General features: G+C 66.6%; 5 protein-coding genes. 4 read left to right on the forward strand and 1 reads right to left on the reverse strand.

Going from position 1 to position 7,404, the window contains the following annotated elements; translation table 11 throughout:
• Positions 1-3: 3 nt before the first annotated feature.
• The 4 genes from B4N44_RS13120 to B4N44_RS13135 all read left to right on the forward strand — a co-directional run bounded on the left by B4N44_RS13120 (position 4) and on the right by B4N44_RS13135 (position 5,246).
• Entirely contained in the window at positions 4-1,476 is a 1,473-nt protein-coding gene (locus B4N44_RS13120) for a complex I subunit 5 family protein (protein WP_296701538.1), read from the forward strand.
• Positions 1,473-2,972 (forward strand): proton-conducting transporter membrane subunit, encoded by a 1,500-nt coding sequence (locus B4N44_RS13125; RefSeq protein ID WP_296701540.1) that lies wholly within the window; start codon positions 1,473-1,475, stop codon positions 2,970-2,972. The genes B4N44_RS13120 and B4N44_RS13125 overlap by 4 nt, the downstream gene beginning before the upstream one ends.
• Entirely contained in the window at positions 2,969-4,699 is a 1,731-nt protein-coding gene (locus tag B4N44_RS13130) for a proton-conducting transporter membrane subunit (RefSeq protein ID WP_296701542.1), read from the forward strand. The genes B4N44_RS13125 and B4N44_RS13130 overlap by 4 nt, the downstream gene beginning before the upstream one ends.
• Positions 4,700-4,787: 88 nt before the next feature.
• Positions 4,788-5,246, forward strand: coding sequence for a PAS domain-containing protein (locus B4N44_RS13135; RefSeq protein WP_296701544.1), 459 nt, complete (start codon positions 4,788-4,790; stop codon positions 5,244-5,246).
• Positions 5,247-5,487: 241 nt separating this feature from the next.
• On the opposite strand, the gene B4N44_RS13140 is transcribed toward B4N44_RS13135, so the two are convergent.
• Complete coding sequence (locus B4N44_RS13140; protein ID WP_422664315.1) at positions 5,488-7,392, reverse strand: HAD-IC family P-type ATPase; 1,905 nt, start codon at positions 7,390-7,392, stop codon at positions 5,488-5,490.
• Between the last annotated feature and the right edge of the window lie 12 nt (positions 7,393-7,404).

The following is a 7,404-nucleotide window of genomic DNA, read 5'->3' on the forward strand; positions in this document are numbered from 1 at the left end:
CCGATGGATACGGCTGTATTGATCCAAAGCGGACTGACCGCGCCCATCCTGGTGCCCCTGATCGGCGCACTGCTCGCGTTCGTCATACGACGGTGGGCGAGCCCGATCGGACTGCTCAGTGTCGCTGCACTCCTCGGAGCCGTGATCCTCCAGGTTCCCGAGCTGATCGCCGACGGCCCGCAGCGCCTTGCGGTGGGCGGCTGGGGTGCGCCCTTGGGCGTCGATCTCTACGCGGACGGGTTGAGCATCGCGATGTTGCTCATGACCGCCGTCGTCGGTCTCGGCATCAGCCTTTACGCCGCCGCCTGTTTCCGGGGCACACCCGCCCGGGGGCAGGCCTTCTGGCCACTCTGGCTGCTCCTGTTGACGGCGCTCAATGCGCTCTTCCTCTCGGCCGACATCTTCAATCTCTATGTGACGCTGGAGATCCTGGGTCTCTCGGCGGTGGCGCTCACGGCGATTGTGGGCGGTGCGGATGCGCTGGTCGGGGCGATGCGCTATCTGTTGGTCAGCCTGCTCGGATCGCTCGCCTATCTGCTCGGGGTCGCACTGCTTTACCACGCCTACGGGACGGTCGACATCGCACTGCTGGCCGAGCGGATTGACGCGGAGCCGGCCGCGTGGGCCGCGATGGGCCTGATGAGCGCCGGCCTGATGCTCAAGACGGCACTCTTCCCGCTGCACTTCTGGCTGCCCCCGGCGCATGCGAGCGCGGCAGCACCGGTCAGTGCGGCGCTCTCCGCGCTCGTGGTCAAGGGCTCTTTCTATCTGCTCGTGCGCTTTTGGGTCGAGCTCTTCGGCGAGATCGCCGGCGGGGTCGCGACACTGCTGGGTCTGCTCGGCGCAGCGGCCATTCTTTGGGGCTCGATTCAAGCCCTGGTTCAGACGCGGCTGAAGCTCCTGATCGCCTATTCGACCGTGGCCCAGATCGGCTATCTGTTTCTGGCCTTTCCGCTGGCCGTCGGGAGCGGGATCATGGCCTGGAGCGGTGTGCTCTATCTCGCCCTCTCCCATGCCTTAGCGAAGGCGGCGATGTTCCTGGTTGCAGGGAATTTGCTGCGTTTTGGCGGACATGATCGGATTGCGGACCTGGATCGGGTCGTGCAGCGACTGCCGCTGAGCATGGCGGCCTTTGCCTTGGCCGGGGTCAGCATCATGGGGCTGCCGCCGAGCGGCGGCTTCGTCGGCAAATGGTTGTTGCTGGAGTCGGCGTTGACGCAGGGCCGCTGGGGCTGGGCGATCGTCATCATCCTCGGCGGCGTTTTGGCGGCAACCTATGTCTTCAAGGTTGTCGGCTATGCCTTCACCCAGTCCGAAAATCCGCATCAGGCCCAGCCGGTACCGGCAACGATGGAGTGGGTCGCCTTCGCACTGGCCGTAGCCGCGGTGCTGATGGGGTTGATCGTCTCCCAGCCACTCGCCTTGTTCGAGATCGGCAACCCCTTCCGGATCCGGACGGAGCTCGCGGCGCCATGACCTTGAACGCCTGGGTTCCGCTCCTGGTCCTCTGCAGCTCTCTGGTGCCGGGTCTTCTGATCTTCGGTCTGGACGAGTCGCGCGTGCGTTTGCGCACCAGGCTCAACCTGGCGGGGGCCTTGACCAAGCTCGCGCTGGTGGGGGTCATGCTCTGGGGCGTCGCCCACGGGCACACCTACGAGATCCGCATCACCTTTCTGCCTGGATTGGATCTGGCCCTGCGCGCCGGACCGCTGGCGCTGCTCTTCCTGGTCCTCTCGAGCCTGCTGTGGCTGGTCACGACCATCTATGCCATCGGCTATCTGGAGGGCTCGCCGCATCGCAGCCGCTTCTTCGGGTTCTTCAGCCTGTGCGTGACCGCGACCGTCGGGGTGGCCATGGCCGCCGACATGCTGACCTTCCTGCTCTTCTACGAGATGCTGACCCTGGCGACCTACCCCTTGGTGGTGCATCGCGGCACCGAGGTCGCGCGCCGTGCCGGTCAGGTCTATCTGGCCTATACGATCGGCGGCGGCGCTCTCATGCTGCTCGGGATCGTCTGGCTCTACACCCTGACCGGGACGCTGGAGTTCACGCCCCGCGGGTTCGTCTCCGAGCTGGATTCGTCGCATCATCCGGCCCTGATCCTCATCTTCGTCTTTCTGATCACCGGACTCGGTGTGAAGGCCGCCCTGATCCCGCTGCATGCCTGGCTGCCGATGGCCATGGTCGCCCCGGCGCCCGTCAGCGCCTTGCTGCATGCGGTCGCGGTCGTGAAGGCCGGCGCCTTCGGGATCGTACGGGTGGTCTACGAGGTCTTCGGGGTCGAGTTCTCGGCCCTGCTCGGGGTCATGCTGCCGCTGGCCATTCTGGCCGCGGCGACCATCATCTACGGATCCCTGCGCGCCATCTTCCAGGATGATCTGAAACGGCGACTCGCCTTCTCGACCGTGAGTCAGGTCTCCTACATCGTCCTGGGCGTCGCTATCGCCAGCCCCATCGCCACCGTCGGCGGTCTGGTGCATCTGGTCCATCAGGGACTCATGAAGATCACGCTCTTCTTCTGCGCCGGGAATCTGGCCGAGACCCTGGGAATCCACAAGGTCAGCGAGATGAACGGGGTGGGCCGCCGGATGCCCTGGACCATGGCTGCCTTTACGGTTGCGGCCTTCGGGATGATCGGCGCACCGCCGGTGGCCGGCTTCATCACCAAGTGGTATCTGGGCCTAGGCGCCCTGGACGCGGGCCAACATTGGGTGCTGGTGGTCCTGGCGGCAAGCAGCCTGCTCAATGCCGCCTATTTCCTGCCGATCCTGCATGCCGCCTGGTTCCGCGAGCCACCCGCGACCTGGCCGGAGGAGCGGGACTTCGGGCGTCGCGAGACCGCACGCGCACTCTTGTGGCCGCCCCTGATCACGGCGCTGGCCGCCGTCCTGGCCGGGCTCTTCGCGGCGATGCCCTTCAGTCCGCTGGAATGGGCGCGCTTTATCGCGGAGCAGGAGTTCAGGCGACCGTGAGCGCGGAACTCCTTCAGTCGGCAGTGCTGTTCGCCTTGGTTTGGCCCTTCCTCGCCGCGTCCCTGTGGGCGATTCGCGCGGCACGGCCGTTGGCAATCCGGCTTCTACCTTGGTCGGCGGCGCCGGCGCTGGCTGTTGCACTGCTTGTCCCGGATCTGACGCTGTCGCTGCCCGAGACCCTCCTGGGGAGCGGGCTGGCGCTCGATGCGACCGGACGGGTCTTTTTGGCGACAACGGCGCTGCTGTGGCTGGTCGCGGGCACGCTGATGGTCGGTCGACGACCCGGCGATGTCGGCGAACGGCGTTCGGCCTTGCCGGCGCTGCTCGCCGCGGGGGCCGGATTCGCCCTCGCCTTGGCGGACGACGGGCTCTTGTGGTTCGCCGCAGGGACGCTGGCGGGCTATGCGGTCTACGCGCTGACCCTGCAGGTGGCGACGCGCGCAGCGCGCACGGCCGGCCGACGGCTGGTCATCCTGCTCGTGCTCAGTGACCTGCTGCTGTTCGAGCTGTTCTTGATCCTCGCCCATGCGGCCGGCGGGACCTCCTTCGCCGACCTGCGCGGGGCGGTCGCGGCGCTCGACAACCCAACATTCGTCCTGGCCCTGATGACGCTCGGATTCGGGGTGAAGGCCGGCGTGCTCGGTGTGCATCTGTGGCTGTTGCCCGCGTTCGGATCGACGACACCGGCCGTGCGCGTCGCGCTGATCGCCTTCGCGGCCGCGGCCGGTTTGCTCGGCTGGCTGCGTCTTCTGCCGTTGGGCGAGCTTTCCTGGACGGCCATGGGCGTGGCGCTCCACTGGTTGGCCTTCGCGACGGCGGCCTATGCGCTGATCACGGGCTTTTCGAGGAGTAGTGGACAACAGGCGCTTGCGGGCAGCGTCCTGATGGCGTTGACGGCGCAATGGCTGTGGGCGCTCGCGGCCGCGCTGCAACGACCCGAATCGGGTGCCGCCATCGCGGCTCTCTTGCCGATGCTTGCGCTGCAATCCGGTCTCGCGCTCGCGGCGCTGGTGCTGCTGGATGACGCCGACCGGACCCGACACCGCGTGCTGCGCATGGCGATGGCCTGGCTCGCCATTGCGCTGGTCCTGCTCGCGCCCCTGCCGATCTTCGCGGTCTGGATGGGTGCGGGACCCCTTGCCGTCATCGATCTTTCTTGGCCGTCGATTGCGGTCGCGCTGCTGCTCGGTCGGCTTGTCGCGGGTATGGCGCGGCATGAGGCGACCGCGAGTCGGTCAAGGCATCCGCGCAGCCGGATGTTCCTCGGCGCCTACCTCCTCGTCCCCGCTCTCGTCGGTGCGGCGACAAGCCTGCTCGGATACCCCCCGACGGGCCTTTGGTCGCCGATTCAGGCCGATTCGCCCCCCTGGTCCCTGAGTTCGGCTGTCGCGGTCGCGGCTCTCGTCGGAGCCCTCTCGATCGGTTGGCTCGCGTCGCTCGCCTCGGAGCATCGACCCCCGCGCGATTCGACCGCTTGGTCGCCGAACCCGCTGCGCTCGCTCCATGAGAGGATGCGCGCCCTGCGCGGTCAACTGCGCCGCATCGTGCGGATCCGACTGCCGGGCTGGCGCGACGCCATCCTGGACGCGCTCGCGGCAGCCGCGTCGAGTGTATCTGTCGGCGCGCTCGCGCGGCAGACCGAGGCAAGGCTGATGCGGTGGGAAATCGCCTTGGCGATGCTGCTCCTGGCCGGTCTCGCCGTCGGGTGGTCGGCGTTTGGTGGTTGATCGGAAATGCATTCCGACCGGTCCTGTTGCCGCTGGTTCGGAAAGGCTCTAACCTCTGGCAATTCGAACCAATATCAAAGAGCACGCCATGGATTTCGTCGCCGACAAAGATGCGGACCTGATCCCCTTCGTGTTGTCGCAGATCCTCGATACCTCGATCAACGGGATCACGCTCTCGGATCCGGATCAAGAGGACAACCCGATCATTTACGCCAACGAGGCGTTCGAGCTGATCACGGGCTACAGCCGCGAGGAGATCGTCGGGCACAACTGCCGCATCCTCCAGGGTCAAGACCGCGACCAAGAGGGGTTGGAGAAGGTTCGCGAGGCGATCCGCGAGCGCAAGCGGACCACGGTCACGCTGCGCAACTATCGCAAGGACGGAACGCTGTTCTACAACCGATTCTCCATTCGTCCCTTGTACGATCGGCAAGGCAAGCTGATTTATTTCCTCGGCGTCCAGTACGACGTGACCGAGCAGATTCATGCCCGGGAGGAATTGGAACGACTCAAGGAGATGTTGCGCGTGGCCGACCGCGAGACCTGATCGGACCTCGGCCCTGGCGGCATCGGTTCTTCGTCGTCACCGATCAGCGAAAGCCGAGCTCGAATGCCCTTACTCCGCTCCGGAGTCCGGGTCGATATGCAGCAAGGGGTTCATCGGCCTGCTCCGGTTGTGCTTTCCAGGCTGGTGTCGTCGGATTCTACTGCGTCGTTGGTTCCCGACAAGTGTACGTCAAGGAATGACTGCTGGTTGCGCCTTACTCTCGCTCGGCACCAACGACAGGTTACATGCGCTCGATGCCGAGACGCCGCAGGATGCCCTTCTCGATCACCACCGCGAAGAAGGCGAAGACCGAGAGACCCAGGATCAGCCCCCAGGCCGCGAGATCCAAGCCGCCGGTGTGGAAGACGGCCTGCATGGGCGGGGCATAGGTGAAGAGGAGCTGCAGCCCGATCAGGACGAGACTGGCCCAGAAGGCGACCGGATTCCCGTAGAGGGTGTGTCGGGCCATGGTCGGTGCGGTGAATCGACGCACGTTGAACAGATACACCAGCTCGCCGAAGACCAGCATGTTCACGGCCGCGGTGCGGGCAACCTCCAGGCTTTGGCCACGCATCAGCTCCCACTCGTAGACCCCGAAGGTCAGAGCGATCATCAGCAGGCTGACGAAGATGATGCGCACGAGCATCACCCGGGTGATCAGCGGCTCTTTCGGAGGTCGCGGCGGACGGCGCATCACGCCCTCCTCCGCCGGCTCGAAGGCCAGCGCCAACGCCAGCGTGACGGCGGTCACCATGTTGACCCAGAGGATCTGGCTGGCGGTGATCGGCAAGGCCACGCCGGCGAGCACCGCGACCAGGATGACCCCGGCCTGCGCCCCGTTGGTCGGCAGGATGAACACAAGCGACTTCTTGATGTTGTCGAAGACGCGCCGGCCCTCGCGAACGGCTTGGGCGATGCTGGCGAAGTTGTCGTCGGTCAGGACCAGGTCGGAGGCCTCTTTGGCCGCGTCGGTCCCGCGATGGCCCATGGCGACGCCGATCTCGGCGGACTTGAGCGCAGGCGCATCGTTCACGCCGTCGCCGGTCATNNTGTGCTCGGGACTGGCGCGGGCGATAACGTCGGTCACCTGGACACGCTGCCTCAGCTGCGCGTCGCTCAGACGCTCCACCACGTCGCCCGTGAGCGCATCCTCGCCGGACAGACCGAGCTCGCGCCCGATGGCCGCGGCCGTCACGGCGTGGTCGCCCGTGATCATCTTCACGCGGATTCCGGCGGCCTGGCACTCCGCCACCGCGGCGATCGCCTCGGGTCGCGGCGGGTCGATCATGCCGGCGAGTCCGAGCAGGGTGAAGCCGGGCTGGATGTCGTCCATGTCGAGCGCCGTCGCCCCCGCAGCGACCTCGCGACGTGCCAAGGCCAAGACACGCTGACCCGATCGCGCGGCCTCGAGCATGCCATCCTCCCAGGCCGCGCGCTCCAATGGCCGGCCGGCGGCATCCTCGGCACACAGCTCGAGAACCCTTTCGGGCGCACCCTTGATGAGTACAAAGGCATGACCGGCATGATCATGATGCAGGGTCGCCATGAAACGATGCTCGGACTCGAAGGGGATCTCGTCGACGCGCGGGTGCTCGGCGTTCTCCGCGACCGGATCGAGACCCGCCTTGAGCGCCAGGGCCATGAGCGCGCCTTCGGTCGGATCGCCGACCAGGGTCCAAGCGCCCGTATCGTCGCGGCTCAGGTGGGCGTCGTTGCACAGGAGCGCGCAGCGCGCCAGGCCCAGCAGGCCCTCGTCACGACGCGGATCCAGCGATCTGCCGTCCTGCTCGAAGCCGCCGTCGGGCGCATAACCCGCACCGCTCACCTGGATCTCGCGATCCGGCAGCACCAAACGAACCGTCGTCATCTCGTTCTTGGTCAGGGTGCCGGTCTTGTCCGAGCAGATCACCGTGACCGAGCCCAGGGTCTCGACCGCGGTGAGCTTGCGGGTGATGGCGTTGCGCTGCGCCATGCGCTGCACGCCGAGCGCGAGGGTGATGGTGAGGATCGCCGGCAGGCCCTCGGGGATGGCGGCGACGGCGAAGCCGATCGCGGCGAGGAAGACCTCGCCGAGCGCGAAGTCGTGCAGGGTGACGCCGATCACCAGCATCAGGATCGCCAGCGCGATGATGACCACCGACAGGATCTTGCTGAAATG

The sequence above is a fragment of the Thiocapsa sp. UBA6158 genome (genome assembly GCF_002423035.1).
GTDB lineage: Bacteria > Pseudomonadota > Gammaproteobacteria > Chromatiales > Chromatiaceae > Thiocapsa.

Bases quoted from the DNA above. Each gene is read 5' to 3' on its own strand.
- B4N44_RS13125 (WP_296701540.1), top strand. From the start codon at position 1,473: ATGACCTTGAACGCCTGGGTTCCGCTCCTGGTCCTCTGCAGCTCTCTG.
- B4N44_RS13135 (WP_296701544.1), top strand. From the start codon at position 4,788: ATGGATTTCGTCGCCGACAAAGATGCGGACCTGATCCCCTTCGTGTTG.
- B4N44_RS13120 (WP_296701538.1), top strand. From the start codon at position 4: ATGGATACGGCTGTATTGATCCAAAGCGGACTGACCGCGCCCATCCTG.